We start from the raw sequence: 17,397 nt of genomic DNA on the forward strand, positions 1-17,397 counted from the left end.
GGCACGCCGGTCCCGCCGAGTCCGACGCCGGTCCGGTACGGCTCGGCGGCTCCACCGTGCCCATCGGCCCCGGCCCCCGGGTGGCCGACACCCGCGCGGCCGTCGCCCTCGCACCGGGCGCCGCCGTCGGCACCGCCACCGGCTGGATCCGCCCGCCCGGCGGCGGCCCGAACGGCGCCGAGCCGGGCCCGCCGCCCGGCTCCCGCCCGCTGCCGGGACCGGCCCGGGCCGCCGACGGCGGCACCCCGGCGCCGGAGACGCCCGGGCACTGGCGTCCCTGGCGTTTCCGCATGTCGAACGACGTGTGGGGCACCCCGGTCGTCGACGGCGACCTGCTGTACGTCACCTCCTTCGAGGTGCACGCCCTGGACACGGCGAGCGGCCGGCGCCAGTTCAAGACCCGCGACGTCGCCTGGTCGATGGCGGTGGCCGGAGGCCGTATCCACGCCTCGGACGGGCCGACGCTGTACGCCCTCGACGCGCTCGACGGCAGCGAGCGCTGGCGGCTGCACACGGACGCCTGGGTGTACTCCCTCCAGGTGGACCGCGGCACCGTCGTCACCGGCACCCGCGGCGGCGGCGTCCAGGCCTGGGAGGCCTCCAACGGCGCCAGGCTGTGGGAGATCACCGGCGCCCAGACGGACTTCGAGACGCCCGAGGGCGGGCCCGCCGTGCACGGCGACACCGTCTACGTGTGGCGCGACGCGCGGCTGCTCGCGCTCGACGCCCGTACGGGTGCCGAGCGCTGGTCGTACCCGATCGGCGACGCCGCCTCCTGCGCCCAGGTGCCGGTCCGGGTCGCCCCGGCCGAGGACGGCTGTGTGTACGTCGCGGCCGGCACCCGCGTGCTCTCCGTGGACATCGCGAGCGGGCACGTGCGCTGGCACTTCGAGGCGCCGGCGGTGTTCCTGTCGCCGCCCGCGTTCGCCCCGGGACCCGCGGTCACGGGCGGCGGCGTGTACCTGGCCGACCACCTCGGCACGGTCTACGCGCTGGACGCGACGACCGGCAAGGACCGCTGGCGGATCGCGACCGAGCCCCGCCAGTCGACCGAGCCGGTGCTGATCGCCGCGGGCAACGTCCACGTCGGCAGCGGCAGCGCGCTGTACACCCTCGACGCGGTCACCGGCACCCCGAAGTGGCGGTTCGCGGCGGGCGGCGAGCTCATCGGCACGCCCGTGGTCGCCGACGGCCGGGTGCACTTCGGCTCCGCCGACCACGTGCTCTACACGCTGGACGCGGGCGGCGGCCAGCTGCGCTGGAAGCTGGCGACCGGCGGCGAGATCACCGGCTCGCCGGTGGCCAGGAACGGCGTCGTGTACGCGTGCAGCAAGGACCGGTGCGTGTACGCGCTCGACGCGGTGAAGGGCACGGCGACGAACCGGGGCGCGTAGGGCTCAGGGCCGCTCCGGCGGCCGGCCGCCGCCCGGCGGCGGGTCCTCACGGGGCGGCTCGCCCTCCGGCGGCGGCCAGGCGACGGGCGGCACGGCGGGGTACGTCCGCGTCTGCTGCTCGTCCGGCGGCGCGGCGTACGGCGGGCGCTCGGACTCGTGCGGCGGGTGCTCCCGCCCGTACGGCCCGCGCTCCTGCCCGTTCGGCGGGTGCTCCCGCCCGTACGGCTCGTCCGGCCCCCGTCCCGCGTCGTACGGCGGGTGGGGCGCGTGGTCCGGCCGGGGGGTGCGGTCCACGCGGGTGGCGTGCGGACGCCGCCCGGACATCACCACCGCGCCGATGAGCAACAGCACGCCGCCGCCCAGCGCGTTGGCGACGCCGTCGCCGAGGCCCCGGCCGTCGGACTCGATGGTCAGGCCGCCCTCGGCCTGACCGACCCGCACCATCCACAGGATCGTGAAGCCGAGGACGACGAGACCGGCGAGGGCGACGAGCCACCGGCTGCGGAACACGACGCCCGCGAGCGTGAGGAGGGCGGCGAAGAGGAAGGGCAGCAGGATCGAGGCCATGACGTCGGCCTTGGCGTCGGTGATGCCCGTGAAGAGGTCCTCGATCGGATAGTCGCGCCCGTGACGGCCGTCGTACCAGGCACGGAAGGGGCTCCAGACGGCGGCCGTCGCTCCGGCGAGGGCCAGGATCGAGCCGACGACGTTGCGGATCACCGCGATCGGCCTCCTTCGGTCCGGCTCTCGCTGTCGACGCTACGCCGGGTGCGGGGCCCCCGCCAGGCGACGGAGGGCGGCGCCGAGCCGCTTCCTCCGGAGCGGGCCGGGGCCCGGCGAGGCCCGGAGGAGATGGCCTAAGGTGACGCGCACCCGTCGGACGACGCGGGCACGGAACGGACAGGGAGGGGCGGCGATGGTCCGCACCAGGGTCAAGCTGGCTGCCACGCTCACGGTGGTCGTGCTCGCGCTCACCGGCTTCCAGACGAGCAGCAGCGGTGGCCACGGCGGTGGCAAGAGCAAGAGCGGGAAGAGCAAGAGCCGCAGCGGCGGCGGCTGTTCCAGCTCCAAGAAGAAGAACGACGACTACGACTACGACGGCTCGGGCGGCTCGGCCGGCTCGGACGGTTCGGGCGCGAACGGCTCCACGTACGCGCCGGACCCGACCGTCACCTCGGCGCCGTCCTCGGACGTCGAGGCCTTCGTCGTCGACTGCGTCGAGCCCGCGCAGCAGAAGCGCAAGGGCAGGCCGGCCCGGAAGGCGGACACCACGGCCGGCCTGAAGGTCGTCTCGCGCAGTCCGTACGCGCGGACGTTCACGGTGGTCGTGGAGTTCAAGGGCGCCGGCGGCTCCACGGTGGAGCGGACCGAGACCGAGGTCTCCGTGGACGGCAACGCGTCCACGACCATCGACGTTGCGATGCGGAACCCGAAGAACGTCGGTCGGGTGAAGCGGTGTCAGGTGGACGAGGTGCGTGAGGTCGCGTCCGGCGCCACGCCCTCGCCCACCTCCTCGTAGGGTCCGATCGCAGGCGCCTGCTGAGGCGTGGGAATGCGAGGGCCTCCGCGTCCAGTATGGTGTCGTGCGCCTGTCAACGAACGTCGTGGACGGGCACCGTCACACTGCCTGTGCACTCGCACATACTCTCCACGGGGGTTTGAAGCGTGAAGCTTCGTCATGTCCGCGCCATCGCTGTCTTCGGTATCGCCCTGGTCGCCCTCACCGGTGCCCGCGGATCCCACGGCGGCAGCTGTGGTGGTGGCAGCAGCAGCCACGGCTCCAGCGGCTCCGACCACTCCAGCAGCGGCTCCGACGGCAGCAGCTCCAGCAGCTCCGGCGGCTCCACCGGCAGCGTCAGCGGCGTCGGCGGCTCGTCGCGCGACCGCGCCTCGCGTGACGTCAAGATCGACGAGTGCACGCTGAGCGCCGACGGCAAGAACCTGGTCGCCAAGCTGACGATCACCAACAGCGACTCCTCGGCGTATCTCTACGACGTCACCATGCAGTTCAAGGGTGACGCGGGCAAGACCGCCGGCCTCGCCATCGCCGAGGTCGACGACCTGCGGGTCGAGGGCGGCGCGTCGAAGTCCACCGAGGCCACCACCCCGTACACCGGCTCCGGCAACGGCTCCGAGTACACCCGCTGCGAGGTCGCCTTCGCCAACCGCACCATGGGCTGACGAGCGGCCCACGCCCGCACCGCGGCCACTACGGCGCCCCGTCGCCGCACCGCCGCGACACGGCGCCGGACCGCCGCCCCGTCGCCACAACGGCGCCGGACCGCCGCCCCGCCGCAGCCCCGGCGCCGCATCGCGGCCCGGGGCCGCCGCCTCAGCGCACCCGGTGGCTCCCGTCCCCGCCCCGCGCCCTGAACAGCTCCGCCTGCCGGTCCGCCGGCAGGTTCCCGAGCGTCACCAGGTGCGGTGCGTGGGCGAGGGCCTGGGCGCGGGCGGCCTCCTTGGCCGCCCACAGGGCCCGTACCGTGCCCTGGACGGCCGCGGTCGGGTGCGCGGCGACGACGGCGGCGGCGCGGACGGCGGCGGCGAGCGCCTCACCCGCCGGGGTGAGTTCGCTGACCAGGCCCGTCTCGTACGCGCGCCGCGCCGAGATCCGCTCGGCGGTGCCCATCAGGGCCATCCGGGCGACCTCGCCGTGCGGCATCCGCTGCGCCATGTGGACGGTCTCGAAGGCGCTGACCATGCCGTAGGTGGTGTGCGGGTCGAAGAACTGCGCGGTCTCGCCCGCGATCAGGAACTCGGCCTCGCCGAGCAGGTAGAAGGCCCCGCCGCAGGCCAGCCCCTCGACCGCGGCGATCACGGGTTTCCACAGGTCGTTGGCCTTGGGGCCGACGGCGACCAGCGGGTCGTCGATCGCGTACGGCGAGGAGGGCTGCGGCACGCGTCCGGCGTCGTCCCGGTCGATGCCGGTGCAGAACGCCCGCCCGCCGGCGCCGGTGACGACGACCGCCCTGACCTCGTCCTCGTAGCGGAATCCGCGCCAGACCTCGCCGAGCTCGCGCGCCATGCCGAGGGTGAGCGCGTTGTGCCTGGCGGGCCGGTCGAGGGTGACGACGGCGACCCCGGTCTCCGTGTCCCGTTCGACTCGGACGCTCATCCGCGCTCCAGGATCCAGCGGGGCACGGTCACGCCGCCGGTCTCGGTGAAGGCGACCCGCACGGCGGCGCCGATGCGCAGCCGGGCCGGGTCGACGGAGTCCAGGGGCGCGTCGGGGGCGGCGACGACGTTGCCGGCGAGGCGGATGCGGGGGGCGTCGGCGAGTTCGACGAGGACCGCGTTGTACGGGGCCTGCGCGGCGTAGTCGGGCAGCAGCGGCGGGTGGGGCACGACGTAGGACCAGATCCGGCCGCGCCCGGACATGAGCCGCCACTCGCCGGCGAAGGACCGGCAGTGCGGGCAGCAGGGGCGGGGCGGGAAGCGGAGTTCGCCGCAGCCGTCGGCGGCGCAGGCCTGGATCCGGAGTTCGCCTCGGGCGGCGTACTCCCAGAAGGGCGCGCCGTCCTCGTCGATGACGGGGGTGAGCATCTCAACTCCTCAGCAGGATCGCGGATGTGGGGACGCCCTCGCCGGCGGTGACGAGGCAGGTGCGGGCGTCCGGGACCTGGGCGGTGGAGGTGCCGCGGAGCTGTTTCACGCCTTCGGTGATGAGGTTGAAGCCGTGGACGTACGCCTCGGAGAGTCCGCCGCCGCCGGTGTTGAGCGGCAGCCGGCCGCCGATCTCCAGCGCGCCGCCCTCGGTGAACGCGCCGCCCTCGCCGCGGCCGCAGAAGCCGTAGCCCTCCAGGGAGAGCGGGACGAGCGGGGTGAAGGCGTCGTAGATCTGGGCGACGTCGACGTCCGCGGGCCCGAAGTCGGCCTGCTTCCAGAGGTGTCGGGCGGCGGTCCAGGCGGGGCCGGTGAGCGGGTCGTCGTTCCAGTAGTTGACCATGCCGTGGTGCTGGGCGGGCAGGCCCTGGGCGGCGGAGTGGACGTAGACGGGCCGGCGCGGGCAGTCGCGGGCGCGCTCGGCGGAGACGACGACGCAGGCCAGCGCGCCGTCCGTCTCCAGGCAGTTGTCGAAGAGGCAGAGCGGTTCGCTGATCCAGCGGGAGGTCATGTACATCTCGCGGGTCAGCGGGCGGTCGTACATGATCGCGTCCGGGTTCTGGTTGGCCCGGTTGCGGCAGGCGAGGGCGACGTTGAAGAGGTGGTCGCGGGTGGCGCCGTACTCGTGCATGTAGCGGCGGGCGAGCATGCCGATCTCGTCGGCGGGCCGCAGCAGTCCGAAGGGCCGGGTCCACTGGCCGGGCGTGGGCAGCTGGACGGCGGTGTTCTTCCAGGGCCGGGGCCCGCTGCCGCGCTTGCGCGAGCGCCAGGCGACGCCGACGCTCGCCTGCCCGGTCGCGACGGCGGCGGCGAGGTGGGCGACGGTGGCGCAGGAGCCGCCGCCGCCGTAGCCGACCTTGGAGAAGAAGGTGACGTCGCCGGCGCCGATCGCCTTGGCGACCTCGACCTCGTCGGTCTCCTCCATCGTGTACGAGGCGAAGGCGTCGACCTCGGCGGGTGCGATCCCGGCGTCGTCGAGGGCGGCGAGGACCGCCCGGCAGGCGAGGGTCTTCTCGGACTCGGGGAGGTGTTTCGCGAAGGCGGTCTGGCCGATCCCGACGATGGCTGTGCGGTCCTTGAGCACGGCGTCCCCCTCGGTGTCCTCGTTGCTGACAGCGCGTCAGGCTACAGCTAATCTGACGGATAGTCAGCTACGGGTGACAGGCTTCGGGGTCACGGCCACGGGAGGCGGGACGGCGATGGAGTACGGCTCGATAGCGGAGTTGGTGCGCGGGGCGGCCGAGCGGTACGGGCCGCGCGAGGCGGTCGTCGAGGGCCGCGTCCGCGTCTCGTACGCCGAGCTCGGCACCCGCGTCGAACGGGCGGCGGCCGCGTGCGTGGCGGCGGGCGTACGGACGGGGGACCGGGTCGCGGTCTGGGCGCCCAACACGCTCGACTGGATCGTCTCGGCGCTCGGCGCGGTCAGCGCGGGCGCGGTGCTCGTCCCGCTGAACACCCGCTTCAAGGGCGCCGAGGCGGCCGACGTGCTGGCCCGCTCACGGGCCCGGCTGCTGTTCGTCACGGGCACCTTCCTGGGCACCTCGTACGTGGCCTCGCTGCGCCGGGCCGACGTGGAACTCCCGCACCTGGAACGGGTGGTGGTCTTCAGCGACACCGTGCCGGACGACCCGGCCTACACGACCTGGAAGTCCTTCCTCGCGGAGGGCGACGGGGTGAGCCAGGAGGAGGTCCGGGCGCGCTCGGCGGCCCTCAGCCCGTCCTCGCCCTCCGACATCGTCTACACCTCGGGCACCACGGGCCGGCCGAAGGGCGTCGTCGTCACCCACGGGCAGACCCTGCGCTGCTACGAGGTGTGGAGCGAGCTGGCGGGCCTGCGGGAGGGCGACCGCTACCTGATCGTGAACCCCTTCTTCCACACCTTCGGCTACAAGGCCGGGATCATCGCCTGCCTGCTGCGCGGCGCGGTGATGGTCCCGCAGCCGGTCTTCGGCGTGGACACCGTCCTCGCCCACGTCGCGGCCGAGCGGATCTCCGTCCTGCCGGGCCCGCCGACCCTCCACCAGTCGCTCCTCGACCACCCGTCCCGCGCCGCCCACGACCTGTCCACCCTCCGCCTCGTCGTCACCGGCGCGGCGGTCGTCCCGCTCCGGCTCGTGGAACGCCTCCGCGCCGAACTCGGCGTCGCCACCGTCCTCACCGCGTACGGCCTCTCCGAGGCGAGCGGCATCGTGACGATGTGCCGGCGCGGCGACCCGGCGGAGGTCGTCGCGACCACCTCGGGCCGGGCCATCCCCGGCACGGAGGTCCGCCTGTCGGAGGCGGGCGAGGTACTGGTGCGGGGCTTCCACGTCATGCGGGGCTACTTCGAGGACGAGGCGGCCACGGCGGCGGCGGTCGACGCGGACGGCTGGCTGCACACGGGTGACGTGGGCGTCCTGGACGAGGCCGGAAACCTCCGCATCACCGACCGGATCAAGGACATGTTCATCGTCGGCGGCTTCAACGCCTACCCGGCGGAGATCGAACAGCTCCTGGGCCTCCACCCCGACATCGCCGACGCCGCCGTCATCGGCGTCCCGGACCCGCGACTGGGCGAGGTCGGCAAGGCGTACGTGGTGCGGCGCCCGGGCTCGACCCTGACGGCCGACGACGTCATCGCCTGGTCCCGCCGCGAGATGGCGAACTACAAGGTCCCGCGGCGGGTCGAGTTCGTCACGGAGCTCCCGAGGAACGCGAGCGGGAAGGTGGTCAAGGGGGAGCTGCGAGCTCGCTAGCGTGCGACCCGCGTCCTCGGCGGCCCGGAGCCGAGCTCCGCGAGAACGGGAAGAGGCCTGAGGAGCGCGAAGCGCGAACGTCTCGGGCGCCGGGCCGTCAGGAGTCCGTGAGGCGTCGGACGGCGTAGGGCCCGGACCGGTGTGGTGGCCGGTCCGGGCCCTCCCCCCTTTGCGCGCGCGTGGCGTGCCTCGTCCCGCACGGCCGGACGGTCCCCACCGCCTGCCGTGCCGAACAGGGACGATCATCGGCCAGGTCGAACGCGGGTGCGAGCCATGATGGCTGAATCCGTCAGGTCGCGTGGCGCGGCGACGACCGGCCCGGGCGGCCCGGCGCCCCGCCCGCGGGCCGGGAACGCGGGTCGGGATCGCGGGCCGGGAACGCAGGCCGGGAACGCGGGCCGGGAACGCGGGCCGGGCGGCCGGGTGCGACGAAGGGGCCGGGCTGCTGCCCGGCCCCTCCTCATCGGTCCCGTACGGAGCGAGCGGACCCTGCCCCAGGTTTCCCCCCGGTCCCCTCGGGCGTCCCCCGTGCCCGCGCCCCGTACGGCCCCCGCTCGGCCCCGGCGACTCCCCCGATGGCGCCGCCGGAACCGTCCCCCGTGGTGGAACGGCTTGTGGCCGTGCCGTCAGATCGTCCCGCCGGTCGCGTGGGAGTCCAGCGGCTTGATCGGCTTGATCGGCTCACTGGTGGCGTGGGAGTCCAGCGTCGTGACCTCCTCGCCGGTCTGCGCGCCGAGCGGCTTGATCGGCTCGCTGGTGGCGTGGGAGTCCAGCGTGGTGATCTCCTCGCCGGTGGCGTGCGAGTCAGCGGGCTTGAGGTTGTCGGCCATGGAGTCGACTCCTGAATCGTCGAAGGCGGATAGTAGAGCCGTCCGTCCGGCAATTCCCCCGTGAATCGCCGGGCGGACGACGTCCAAAGCCGATCACCTTAACGGTGGGGCCTCGTGCCGATTCGCCTGCCCCCCGACGCGACGCATCGACAACTCCGAGGATGGCGCCCGGAGATAAACGAACGATGAACGCCCAGCCCAGACCGGGTCGGGCCCGGAGCAACGCCGTCCGGCCCCTGCCGAGCCCCCGCGGGTCACGCCGCGGCGGCCGGATGGAGCAGGTCCCGGACGGCCTCGGCCTCGGGGGAGTCCGACCGCTCGAAGACCGCGAGGGCGTCACCCCAGCACGCCCTCGCCCGGCCGGTCTGCCCGAGCCCCGCCAGGCTGCGGCCCAGGACGGTCAGGACGTTCGCCCGCCGCCAGTCGCCGCCGATGCCGTGGAGCACGGAAAGGGCCTGCTCGGCGCTCGAAGCGGCGGAGGCGTGCTTGCGGTCGGCGAGGTGCACCTCCGCGATCCGGAACAGGGTCATGCCGTGCCAGAGCTGCTGCCGGCTCTCCTGGAACACGGCCAGCGCCTCGGTCAGCACCTCGCACGCCCGGGCGGTCTGCCCGGCCGCGGTGAGCGCCAGGCCCAGCGCGTACTTGCCGTTCGCCAGCCGCAGCGCCAGACCCGCGTCCGCCGACTCGTAGATCGCGATGCCCTGCTTCGCCAGGTCCACCGCGCCGGCCACCCGGCCCGTCGCCAGGTGCACCCGCGACAGGTTGCAGAGCGCGCTCGCCTCGCCCGGCCGGTTCGCGTCGGCGCGGAACGCCTCGCGGGCCTTGGACAGATGGGCCTCGGCGTCGGCGTGCCGGTTCTCGTAGAGCGCGAGGATGCCCCGCTCGTTCGGCGCGTTCGCCAGCGTCCAGGGATCCCCGGACACCCGGCTCAGCGCGTCGGCGGCGCCCGCCTCCGCAGCGGCCTCCTCGAACCGGCCCGCCGTGCTGTAGAGCTGGCTGAGGGTCGTGCGGGCCCGGCCCTCGGAGCAGGCGTCGCCGAAGGCGCGCGCGGCGTCACGGACCGCCTTCGCCGCGGTCTCGTAGCGGTGGGCGTTGGCCCCCGACTCGGCGAGGTCCTTGGCGGCCATCAGGAGGTCGACGGCCCGGCGCACGAACGGCCGGGACAGCGACTGCTGGGCGCACGCGAGCACGCAGTCCGCCTCGGCGTGCAGCCAGTCCAGGGCCTGCCCCGCGTCGGAGAACGACAGCCCGGCGCCGTCGGTGGTCTCGAGGTGGTCCACCGTCCGGTCGCCCGGCCGCTCGATCGCGTACACCCGCGCCGCCGTCGCCAGGTAGAAGTCGAGGAGTCGCGACAGCGCCAGCTCCCGTTCCACCGGCGGGTGTTCGTCGCGTTCCGCGCAGGCACGCGCGTAGAGGCGGACCAGGTCGTGGTAGCGGTAGCGGCCCGGGGCGGCGGACTCCACCAGGGACGTGTCGACCAGGGCCTCCAGCAGGTCCTCGGTCTCCCACTCCGGCAGGTCCAGGACCGCCGCGGCCGCCGCCAGCGAGATGTCCGGCCCGTCGGCGAGGCCCAGCAGGCGGAAGGCCCGCGCCTGGGCGGGCTCCAGCTGCCCGTAGCCCAGCTCGAAGGTGGCCTTCACGGCCAGGTCGCCCGCCTGCAGCTCGTCCAGGCGCCGTCGCTCGTCCGCGAGCTTCGCGGCGAGGACCGACACCGTCCAGGTGCGCCGCGCCGCGAGGCGCGAGGCCGCGATGCGGATCGCCAGCGGCAGGAAGCCGCACGCCGCGACCACGTCGAGCGCCGCCTCCCGCTCGGCCCGCACCCGCTCCTCGCCCACGATCCGGGTGAAGAGCTGCAGTGCCTCGTCGGGCGACATGACGTCCAGGTCCACCAGGTGCGCGCCCGCCAGGTCGACCATCCGGATCCGGCTGGTCACGAGGGCCGCGCAGCCGGCCGTGCCGGGCAGCAGCGGACGGATCTGCGCGGCGTCGCGCGCGTTGTCGAGCAGCACGAGCACCCGGCGGCCGTCGAGCGTGGAGCGGTAGAGCGCCGCCCGCTCGTCCAGGGAGTCCGGGATCGCCGAGTCGGGCGTGCCCAGGGCGCGCAGGAACGCGCCGAGCACGGCCTCCGGGGCCGCCGCCCGCGACCCGGCGCCCTGGAGGTCGACGTACAGCTGACCGTCCGGGAAGTGCGGCCGGGCCTCGTGCGCGACGTGTACGGCGAGCGTCGTCTTGCCCACGCCGCCGATGCCGGCGAGTGCGGACACGGCCATGACCGAGCCCTCGGCGGTCGCGAGCCGGAGGCCCAGCTCCCGTACGAATCCGGCGCGCCCGGTGAAGTCCGGGACGGTGGCGGGCAGTTGCGCGGGCCGGGCGACGGGCGCCGGCGCCGGGGCCGACTCCTCGACGGGCCGGGCGAGTTCGGCGTCGGCCTGGAGGATGCGCTGCTGGAGCCGGGAGAGTTCGGGGTTCGGGTCGACGCCCAGCTCGTCGGCGAGCAGCCGCCGGGTGTCGGCGTAGACGGCGAGCGCCTCGGCCTGCCGGCCGGACCGGTACAGGGCGAGCATGAGGAGTTCCCGCAGGCGCTCGCGCAGCGGGTGGGCGGCGGTCAGCGCGGTCAGCTCCGAGACCGCCTCGGCGTGCGCGCCGACCTCCAGGTCGAGGTCGAGCCGGGTCTCCAGGAGCTGGAGCCGCCACTCCTCCAGGCGGGTGCGCTGGGTCTCGGCGTACGGGCCGGGGACGGAGGCGAGCGCCTCGCCGTCCCACAGGGCCAGGGCCTCGTTCAGCCGCTCGCGGGCCGTGCCGCGCCGCCCGGCCGCGCGCAGCTTCTCCGCCTCGGCGGCGAGGTCGTGGGCCCGGGTGAGGTCGAGGGAGGAGGTGCGCAGGGCGTAGCCGCCGGACTCGCTGACGAGGACGCCCGGGTCGAGCGCCTTGCGCAGCCGGGAGGCGTACGTGCGGACGGCGGCGAGCGCCTGGGACGGCGGGTCCTCGCCCCAGATGGCGTCGATCAGCTCGGAGGCGGTGGCGGTGCGTCCGTCCCGCAGAAGCAGGGCGGCGAGCAGGGCCCGCTGCTGCGGCGACCCGGTGGGCACCGCCGCGCCACCCCGTGCGGCCCGCACGGGCCCGAGCACGGCGAAGCTGAGCCCGCCGCCGGCGTCATCCGCCGCACCGGCGGCGCCGACGGTACCGGCGGTACCGGTCACACCACCCGTACCGGCTACGTCACCCGCACCACCTACGCCGGCTGCACCGCCTACGTCACCCGCACCGCCCACCCCGGCGGCGCCGGTCACCTCGGCCGTGCCCGCCACGTCGGTGGTTCCGGCGGCCCCGTGCGCCCCGGGGGCCCCGCTCGCCATGCCCGGCGTACCCGCCCCGGTGTCCTCGGGCGCGCCGGAGCGCCGGTCGTCGGCAGGCCGGGTGCCGGTTCTGGCGGAACCCGGTGCCGGAGTCCGCTGTCCCGGAACGCGCGGCCCGTTCTCACGGTCCATATGTCCCCCTGCCCGTACAGCTGGTTTCGCCCGAGACAGTCTGCCTTGTCCGGAGGGCGCGCGTCAGCATCGGGTCGGCCGTTCACGAACGGTGCGGACGGCCCGACGTCCACGCCGCCCGTACCAGTTTGCTGACGGATCGTCAGATCGACGCTACCGTGAAACGCATGGAGAGCTTCCCCAAGATCATTTCGGTGGACGACCACACCGTGGAGCCCCCGCACGTCTGGCAGGACCGGCTCCCGTCCCGCTATCGCGACGCCGGCCCCCGGATCGTCCGCGCCCCGCTGAAGGAAATGACCTTTCTGGGCGGTAAGTTCGCCCCCGTGATGGGCGCCAAAGGGGACGAAGGCCCCATCGGCGACTGGTGGGTCTACGAGGACCTGCACCGGCCCCTCACCCGGCTCGACACCGCCGTCGGCTACGACCGCGACGAGATACGGCTCGAGGTCATCACGTACGAGCAGATGCGCCCGGGCTCGTACAGCGTCCCCGACCGCCTCGCCGACATGGACGTCAACCACGTCCAGTCCGCGCTCTGCTTCCCCACGTTCCCCCGCTTCTGTGGACAGACCTTCACCGAAGCCGCCGATCGTGAACTCGGCCTCCTCGGCGTCCGCGCCTACAACGACTGGATGGTCGAGGAGTGGTGCGGACCCGAGGCGCGGGGCCGGCTGATCCCGCTCACGCTGATCCCGCTGTGGGACCCGGAGCTCGCCGCGGCCGAGGTGCGACGCAACGCCGCGCGCGGTGTCCGGGCCGTCGCGTTCTCGGAGATCCCGCCGCACCTCGGGCTGCCGTCGGTCCACACCGACCACTGGGACCCGTTCCTGCGCGCGTGCGACGAGACCGGCACCGTGATCGCGATGCACATCGGCTCGTCGAGCCGGATGCCGTCCACGTCCGCCGACGCGCCGCCCGCCGTCGGCTCCACCATCACCTTCGCCAACTGCTGCTTCTCGATGGTCGACTGGCTGATGAGCGGCAAGTTCGAGCGCTTCCCGAACCTCCGGATCATGTACGCGGAGGGCCAGATCGGCTGGATCCCGTACATCCTGGAGCGCGCCGACGTGGTGTGGGAGGAGAACAGGGGCTGGGGCGGGGTGGCCGGGAAGGTGCTGCGCCCGCCGTCGGAGCTGTTCGCCGAGCACGTCTACGGCTGCTTCTTCGACGACGCCTTCGGCCTGCGCAACCTCGACGCGATCGGTGCCGGCAACGTCCTCTACGAGACGGACTACCCGCACTCGGACTCCACCTGGCCCAAGTCCAGGGAGGTCGGCGAGGCCCAGATGGGCCACCTGGCCCCGGACGTCGTCGAGCGCATCGTCCGCGGCAACGCGATCGAGCTCCTCGGCCTGACGGAGGACGGCCTCTGGCGCCCGTGACACCGGCACTCCGGCCGACGGCGGCCCCGGCGGGACCGGTCCGGCCGCGACCGTTCCGGTCGCGCCCTACGGCAGGACGTCGCGGACGCCGTGCGCGTTCGGGTCGGTCGCGTGACGGGGCGATCGTGCGGTAGCCGGCATCGCCGTGGACGACGTCGGTCCGTGATGGGCCGCGACGGCCAGGTCGACGGCCGAAGCCCTCCTGTGCTCGCCGGCCTTCGCCATCCGGTGCCGCACGGAGCCGATCCAGCGGGGTGCCCCCTTGGGTACGGCCATGTCGGGGTAGAGGTCGGCGAACATTTCCGCGATCTCGTCGTACTCGCGGACATCACGGGCGCTGTACGGGAACTCGGCCCGCTGCGGGTCGGCTCCGCCGGTTCGGCCCGCCTCGCCGGGTTCCGCCGGTTCGGCCCGCCCCGCTGGGTTCCGCCGGTTCCGCCGGACCCCTTGCCCGTGGAGCCGTCGGCGGACAGCATGGGCGGCACCCACAAAGCTGACGGTTCGTCAGATCGAGGAGGCCTCATGGCCGTCGTCTACGGGATCCAGCTGCCCGTCCAGTCGCAGAGCACCCTCTACGCCGAACCCTGGGAGGCCGCCGCCGGGCCCGACGACCTGCTCGCCGTCGCCCGGGTCGCCGACGCGCACGGCTTCGACTACGTCGCCTGCTGTGACCACGTCGCCATCCCGCGCCGGCTCGCCGCCGCGATGAGCACCGTCTGGTACGACCCGGTGGCCACCCTCTCCTTCCTGGCCGCCGCCACCGAGCGGGTCCGGCTGCTCTCGCACGTCGCCGTCGTCGGGCTGCGCCATCCGCTCGTCACCGCCAAGGCGTACGCGACGCTCGACCACCTCTCCGGCGGGCGGCTGGTCCTCGGGGTCGGGGCCGGGCACGTGCGGGAGGAGTTCGAGGCGGTCGGCGCGGACTTCGAGGGGCGCGGCGCCGTGCTCGACGAGACGATCGACGCGCTGCGGGCGGCGCTCGGGCCGGACGAGTTCCCGGAGCACCACGGACCGCGCTACTCCTTCCGCGAGCTCGGTCAGCGGCCCCGGCCCGCGCAGGCCCGCGTCCCCGTCTGGGTGGGAGGCTCCTCGCCCGCCGCCGTGCGCCGGGCCGCGCTCAAGGGCGACGGCTGGCTGCCGCAGGGAGACCCGCGCGGCCGGCTCGCCGAGCGGATCGCCAGGCTGCGGCGGTTGCGCGAGGAGGCCGGCATCGAGGCGCCGATCACCGTCGGCGCCATCACCGAGGCCCTGTACGTGGGCGAGCCCGGCTGGGACACCGGCCGGCGCACCCTGAGCGGCAAGCCGCAGGAGCTCGCCGAGTCGCTGCGCGCCTACGGGGAGATGGGCGTGCGGCAGATCCAGGTCCGGTTCCGCTCTCGGAGCCGTACCGAACTCACCGACCAGATGGCGGCGTTCGCGACCGACGTCGCCCCGCACCTGAACTGAGGGGCCGGCGGTCATGGGCAAGCTGGACGGGCGCGTCGTCGTCATCACGGGCGCGGCGCGCGGACAGGGCGAGCAGGAGGCGCGGCTCTTCGCCGCCGAGGGGGCGAGCGTCGTCCTCGGGGACGTGCTCGACGAGCGGGGCGAGGCGCTCGCCAAGGAGCTGGGGGAGGAGCGGGCGGCGTACGTCCGCCTCGACGTGACGAGCGAGGCGGACTGGGCGTCCGCGGTGTCCGCCGCCAGGGAGCGCTTCGGGCGGATCGACGGGCTCGTCAACAACGCGGGCATCCTCCGCTTCAACGAGCTGGTGTCGACGCCGCTGGACGAGTTCCAGGCGATCGTCCGGGTCAACCAGGTGGGCTGTTTCCTGGGCATCCGCGCGGTCGCGCCGGAGATCGCGGCGGCCGGCGGCGGCACGATCGTCAACACCGCCTCGTACACCGGCGTGACGGGCATGGCGGGAGTCGGGGCGTACGCGGCGACCAAGCACGCCGTGCTCGGTCTGACCCGGGTCGCGGCCCTGGAGCTGGCGCCGCGCGGCATCCGGGTCAACGCGGTCTGCCCGGGCGCGATCGACACCCCCATGAGCAACCCGGAGGGCGTGGACCCGGCGGCCGCCGCGGAGCTCTACCGGAACCTCGTCCCGCTGGGCCGGATCGGCCGCCCGGAGGAGGTGGCGGCCCTCGTGCTCTTCCTCACGGCCGAGGACTCCTCGTACATCACCGGCCAGCCGTTCGTCATCGACGGCGGCTGGACGGCCGGCGTCAGGCTCTTCTGAGGCCTTCCCCGCCCTATCTGACGCATCATCAGCTCTTGACACCCCCCGCCGCATCCAACAATCTGACGACACGTCAGAAACTCACGAGGACGGTGAACTTCCTTGGAATTCGGGATCTTCGTACAGGGATACGTCGGCAAGCGCGCCGAGACCGATCCCGAAGCCGAGCACAAGGCCCTCATGGAGGAGACCGAGTACGTCATCCAGGCGGACCGGTCCGGGTTCAAGTACGCCTGGGCCTCCGAGCACCACTTCCTGGAGGAGTACTCCCACCTCTCCGCCAACGACGTCTACCTCGGGTACCTCGCCCACGCCACCGAGCGCATCCACCTCGGTTCCGGCATCTTCAACCCGCTCGCCCCGGTCAACCACCCGGTGAAGGTCGCCGAGAAGGTCGCCATGCTCGACCACCTCTCCGGCGGCCGCTTCGAGTTCGGCTCCGGCCGCGGCGCCGGCTCCCACGAGATCCTCGGCTTCTTCCCGGGCATCACGGACATGAACCACACCAAGGAACTCTGGGAGGAGACGATCGCCGAGTTCCCCAAGATGTGGCTGCAGGACGAGTACGAGGGCTTCCAGGGCAAGCACTGGTCGCTCCCGCCGCGCAAGATCCTGCCCAAGCCGTACGGGAAGTCCCACCCGGCCATGTGGTACGCGGCGGGCTCCCCGTCCTCGTACGCCATGGCCGGCCGGAAGGGCCTCGGCGTCCTCGGCTTCAGCGTGCAGAAGGTCTCCGACATGGAGTGGGTCGTCGAGTCCTACAAGACCGCGATCAAGGAGGCCAGGGCGGTCGGCGACTTCGTCAACGACAACGTCATGGTGACCTCGACCGCGATCTGCGCCGAGACCCACGACAAGGCCGTCGAGATCGCCGTCGGCGGCGGACTCAACTACCTCCAGTCGCTGCTCTTCCGCTACCACGACACCTTCCCGCGCCCCGAGGGCATCCCCGAGTGGCCCGAGCTCCTCCCGGAGTACTCGGCCGAGATCATCGAACTCCTCATCCAGGAGGAGCTGATGATCTGCGGCGACCCGAGCGAGGTCCTGGCCCAGTGCAAGCGCTGGGAACAGGCGGGCGCGGACCAGCTGTCGTTCGGGCTGCCGATCGGCATCTCCTACGAGGACACGATGAACACGATCAAGCTGATCGGCGAGCACGTGATCCCGGAGATCGACACGGACCCCGTCCACCGCACCACCCGCTTCCGCCAGGCGGCGGCCGACTGACCCCGCCGACGGCCGTGCCCCACCGCCCACCGAGCCGGAACCCGCCCCCGCCCGACCCGAACCCGGGCCCCGCGCGGGCCACCCCGCCCGAACCCGTCCGATCCCGGCCCGGGCCCTGGGTCTGCCAAGCCCTCCGGCCCGTGCTCGGTCCGCCCGTGCGTCCGCTCCTTGGCCGCCGGCAGACCCGACCCTGGTCCCGTGCGGGCCGCGCTAGCAGTCGGTGCGGTCCGAGCGTCGCCCCCCTCCGTGCGGGGCGCGGCGCCTGGGCTGGGCGCTGCGGTCGTCGCACCCCGCCGTGTGGGGCGCGGCGGGCGCCTGGCTGGGCGGTGCGGGCGTCGCAACCCCTCCGTGTGGGGCGCGGCGCCTGGGCTGGGCGGTGTGGTCGTCGCTCCCCTCCGTGTGGGGCGCGGCGCCCGGCTGGGCGGTGTGGTTGTCGCAACCCCTCCGTGTGGGGCGCGGCGCCTGGGCTGGGCGGTGCGGGCGTCGTCCCCCTCCGTGTGGGCAATCGTCCCGC

General features: G+C 74.0%; 15 protein-coding genes. 8 read left to right on the forward strand and 7 right to left on the reverse strand.

The features are described 5' to 3' along the window. Nucleotides 1-1,394: outer membrane protein assembly factor BamB family protein (locus ESG85_RS03415; protein ID WP_164986150.1), on the forward strand; the 1,394-nt coding region annotated here is incomplete at its 5' end. Between the two features lie 3 nt (nt 1,395-1,397). Here ESG85_RS03415 and ESG85_RS35650 read toward each other — a convergent pair. Further along, a complete protein-coding gene (locus ESG85_RS35650; protein WP_246094787.1) occupies nt 1,398-2,114 on the reverse strand; it encodes a hypothetical protein in 717 nt (238 codons plus the stop codon). A gap of 196 nt (nt 2,115-2,310) precedes the next feature. Here ESG85_RS35650 and ESG85_RS03425 point away from each other — a divergent pair, with 196 nt between their 5' ends. Beyond that, entirely contained in the window at nt 2,311-2,913 is a 603-nt protein-coding gene (locus tag ESG85_RS03425) for a hypothetical protein (protein ID WP_128976511.1), read from the forward strand. A gap of 146 nt (nt 2,914-3,059) precedes the next feature. Next, on the forward strand, nt 3,060-3,575 hold the full coding sequence (locus ESG85_RS03430) for a hypothetical protein (protein WP_128976512.1): 516 nt from the start codon (nt 3,060-3,062) through the stop codon (nt 3,573-3,575). A 151-nt stretch (nt 3,576-3,726) separates the two neighbouring features. On the opposite strand, the gene ESG85_RS03435 is transcribed toward ESG85_RS03430, so the two are convergent. Genes ESG85_RS03435 through ESG85_RS03445 form a run of 3 tightly spaced genes read right to left on the reverse strand, consistent with a single transcriptional unit; the run spans nt 3,727 to nt 6,081 of the window. After that, complete coding sequence (locus ESG85_RS03435; RefSeq protein WP_128976513.1) at nt 3,727-4,509, reverse strand: enoyl-CoA hydratase/isomerase family protein; 783 nt, start codon at nt 4,507-4,509, stop codon at nt 3,727-3,729. Continuing rightward, nucleotides 4,506-4,937, reverse strand: coding sequence for a Zn-ribbon domain-containing OB-fold protein (locus ESG85_RS03440; protein ID WP_128976514.1), 432 nt, complete (start codon nt 4,935-4,937; stop codon nt 4,506-4,508). Before ESG85_RS03440 ends, ESG85_RS03435 begins: the two co-directional genes overlap by 4 nt. A gap of 1 nt (nt 4,938) precedes the next feature. Continuing rightward, nucleotides 4,939-6,081, reverse strand: coding sequence for a lipid-transfer protein (locus ESG85_RS03445; RefSeq protein ID WP_128976515.1), 1,143 nt, complete (start codon nt 6,079-6,081; stop codon nt 4,939-4,941). Nucleotides 6,082-6,196: 115 nt separating this feature from the next. On the opposite strand from ESG85_RS03445, the gene ESG85_RS03450 reads away from it, so the two are divergent. Then, complete coding sequence (locus ESG85_RS03450; RefSeq protein WP_128976522.1) at nt 6,197-7,732, forward strand: FadD3 family acyl-CoA ligase; 1,536 nt, start codon at nt 6,197-6,199, stop codon at nt 7,730-7,732. 626 nt (nt 7,733-8,358) lie between these two features. Here ESG85_RS03450 and ESG85_RS03455 read toward each other — a convergent pair. Both ESG85_RS03455 and afsR read right to left on the reverse strand, forming a co-directional pair. Beyond that, on the reverse strand, nt 8,359-8,562 hold the full coding sequence (locus ESG85_RS03455) for a hypothetical protein (protein ID WP_128976516.1): 204 nt from the start codon (nt 8,560-8,562) through the stop codon (nt 8,359-8,361). A gap of 254 nt (nt 8,563-8,816) precedes the next feature. Continuing rightward, the gene (afsR, locus tag ESG85_RS03460; RefSeq protein WP_128976517.1) at nt 8,817-12,050 is read right to left on the reverse strand and encodes an SARP-family global regulator AfsR; all 3,234 of its coding nucleotides are present in this window, start codon (nt 12,048-12,050) and stop codon (nt 8,817-8,819) included. A gap of 167 nt (nt 12,051-12,217) precedes the next feature. Here afsR and ESG85_RS03465 point away from each other — a divergent pair, with 167 nt between their 5' ends. Next, nucleotides 12,218-13,435 carry an amidohydrolase family protein gene (locus ESG85_RS03465; protein WP_128976518.1) on the forward strand — a complete coding sequence of 406 codons (1,218 nt, stop codon included), beginning with the start codon at nt 12,218-12,220 and terminating at the stop codon, nt 13,433-13,435. Between the two features lie 66 nt (nt 13,436-13,501). Here ESG85_RS03465 and ESG85_RS03470 read toward each other — a convergent pair whose 3' ends face one another. Beyond that, nucleotides 13,502-13,735 carry a PIN domain-containing protein gene (locus ESG85_RS03470; RefSeq protein WP_246094788.1) on the reverse strand — a complete coding sequence of 78 codons (234 nt, stop codon included), beginning with the start codon at nt 13,733-13,735 and terminating at the stop codon, nt 13,502-13,504. Nucleotides 13,736-13,957: 222 nt separating this feature from the next. Here ESG85_RS03470 and ESG85_RS03475 point away from each other — a divergent pair, with 222 nt between their 5' ends. The 3 genes from ESG85_RS03475 to ESG85_RS03485 all read left to right on the forward strand — a co-directional run bounded on the left by ESG85_RS03475 (nt 13,958) and on the right by ESG85_RS03485 (nt 16,883). After that, a complete protein-coding gene (locus ESG85_RS03475; protein WP_128976519.1) occupies nt 13,958-14,881 on the forward strand; it encodes an LLM class F420-dependent oxidoreductase in 924 nt (307 codons plus the stop codon). 13 nt (nt 14,882-14,894) lie between these two features. Then, nucleotides 14,895-15,656, forward strand: coding sequence for an SDR family NAD(P)-dependent oxidoreductase (locus tag ESG85_RS03480; protein WP_128976520.1), 762 nt, complete (start codon nt 14,895-14,897; stop codon nt 15,654-15,656). A 102-nt stretch (nt 15,657-15,758) separates the two neighbouring features. Beyond that, nucleotides 15,759-16,883: an LLM class flavin-dependent oxidoreductase gene (locus ESG85_RS03485; protein ID WP_128976521.1), complete on the forward strand. Its 1,125-nt coding sequence runs from the start codon at nt 15,759-15,761 to the stop codon at nt 16,881-16,883. Nucleotides 16,884-17,397: the final 514 nt, after the last annotated feature.

The organism is Streptomyces roseicoloratus (assembly GCF_004117935.1).
Taxonomy (GTDB): Bacteria; Actinomycetota; Actinomycetes; order Streptomycetales; family Streptomycetaceae; genus Streptomyces; species Streptomyces roseicoloratus.

Bases quoted from the DNA above. Each gene is read 5' to 3' on its own strand.
- afsR (WP_128976517.1), bottom strand. From the start codon at position 12,050: ATGGACCGTGAGAACGGGCCGCGCGTTCCGGGACAGCGGACTCCGGCA.
- ESG85_RS03435 (WP_128976513.1), bottom strand. From the start codon at position 4,509: ATGAGCGTCCGAGTCGAACGGGACACGGAGACCGGGGTCGCCGTCGTC.
- ESG85_RS03455 (WP_128976516.1), bottom strand. From the start codon at position 8,562: ATGGCCGACAACCTCAAGCCCGCTGACTCGCACGCCACCGGCGAGGAG.
- ESG85_RS03450 (WP_128976522.1), top strand. From the start codon at position 6,197: ATGGAGTACGGCTCGATAGCGGAGTTGGTGCGCGGGGCGGCCGAGCGG.
- ESG85_RS03425 (WP_128976511.1), top strand. From the start codon at position 2,311: ATGGTCCGCACCAGGGTCAAGCTGGCTGCCACGCTCACGGTGGTCGTG.
- ESG85_RS03440 (WP_128976514.1), bottom strand. From the start codon at position 4,937: ATGCTCACCCCCGTCATCGACGAGGACGGCGCGCCCTTCTGGGAGTAC.
- ESG85_RS03480 (WP_128976520.1), top strand. From the start codon at position 14,895: ATGGGCAAGCTGGACGGGCGCGTCGTCGTCATCACGGGCGCGGCGCGC.
- ESG85_RS03470 (WP_246094788.1), bottom strand. From the start codon at position 13,735: ATGTTCGCCGACCTCTACCCCGACATGGCCGTACCCAAGGGGGCACCC.
- ESG85_RS03465 (WP_128976518.1), top strand. From the start codon at position 12,218: ATGGAGAGCTTCCCCAAGATCATTTCGGTGGACGACCACACCGTGGAG.
- ESG85_RS03475 (WP_128976519.1), top strand. From the start codon at position 13,958: ATGGCCGTCGTCTACGGGATCCAGCTGCCCGTCCAGTCGCAGAGCACC.